This is a genomic window from Streptomyces musisoli, assembly GCF_016741855.1.
In the GTDB taxonomy this organism is placed as follows: Bacteria; Actinomycetota; Actinomycetes; order Streptomycetales; family Streptomycetaceae; genus Streptomyces; species Streptomyces musisoli.
The window spans coordinates 1-263 of the sequence record NZ_JAERRH010000139.1 but is presented as its reverse complement, the minus strand read 5'-3'; the positions used below and the strand labels follow the sequence as shown (position 1 = coordinate 263).

Genomic DNA, 263 nt, shown 5'->3' with positions numbered 1-263 from the left:
CCGGTGTCCGAGATCCTGGCCAAGACCCCCGCGATCCCGTCCGGCTGCCAGTGGGGCATCTTCCTGCGCAACCACGACGAGCTGACCCTCGAGATGGTCACCGACGAGGAACGCGACTACATGTGGGCCGAGTACGCGAAGGACCCGCGGATGCGCGCCAACATCGGCATCCGCCGCCGCCTCGCACCGCTGCTCGACAACGACCGCAACCAGATCGAGCTGTTCACCGCCCTGCTGCTGTCGCTGCCCGGCTCGCCGATCCT

1 pseudogene is annotated in these 263 nt (G+C 68.1%); it reads left to right on the top strand.

Annotated elements, in window-relative coordinates:
• A pseudogene (locus JK361_RS40825) lies at positions 1-263 on the top strand (trehalose synthase); the annotation flags it as partial.